The organism is Vibrio sp. 99-8-1 (genome assembly GCF_013114595.1).
GTDB lineage: Bacteria > Pseudomonadota > Gammaproteobacteria > Enterobacterales > Vibrionaceae > Vibrio.
Window position 1 is genome coordinate 1 of record NZ_VTXE01000082.1, and the last position, 709, is coordinate 709.

The 709-nt window shown below is 42.2% G+C and carries 1 protein-coding gene; it reads left to right on the forward strand.

Annotated elements, in window-relative coordinates:
* Positions 1-143 precede the first annotated feature (143 nt).
* Complete coding sequence (tnpA, locus tag F0227_RS21810) at positions 144-605, forward strand: IS200/IS605 family transposase (protein ID WP_171755335.1); 462 nt, start codon at positions 144-146, stop codon at positions 603-605.
* Positions 606-709: the final 104 nt, after the last annotated feature.

The window sequence follows — 709 nt, forward strand, 5'->3', positions numbered from 1 at the left end:
TGTATGCAGAAAACCCCCAGCTAGGCTGGGGGTTCCGTAAAGCTTACAGCTATGAGTCAGTTATAAAACCCCTTTCAATTTGTTAAAACCTCCTTGTGGTCTGGCAACTACAAGAGTTAAACAAAAATTGAAAGGGGGTCCCAATGGGGAACGAAAAGAGCTTAGCGCACACGCGATGGAATTGTAAATATCATATCGTTTTTGCACCGAAGTATAGAAGACAGGTGTTCTATGGAGAAAAGCGAAGAGCGGTAGGTGATATATTACGAAAGTTATGCGAATGGAAAGATGTGAATATAGTTGAAGCTGAATGCTGCGTAGATCATATTCACATGCTTTTAGAAATCCCGCCTAAGATGAGTGTTTCATCGTTTATGGGGTATTTAAAAGGAAAAAGCAGTTTGATGTTATATGAGCGATTTGGGGATTTGAAATTCAAGTATAGGAACCGAGAATTTTGGTGTCGTGGGTATTATGTAGATACGGTAGGAAAAAACACCAGCAAGATTCAAAGTTACATAAAGCATCAACTAGAGCAGGATAAAATGGGAGAGCAATTGTCGATCCCGTATTCAGGTAGCCCGTTTACGGGCCGCAGGAAATAGTCATATGCAAATGTCAGATCACTATGCGCCTGCTAGGGCGCAGCCAGTAGGAGAGCCTTATAGGCGCATATGAAAAACCACCGGCTATGCCGGTGGATACTTTT

Excerpts from the sequence above, each read along its gene's own strand:
- tnpA (WP_171755335.1), top strand. The coding sequence starts at position 144 with ATGGGGAACGAAAAGAGCTTAGCGCACACGCGATGGAATTGTAAATAT.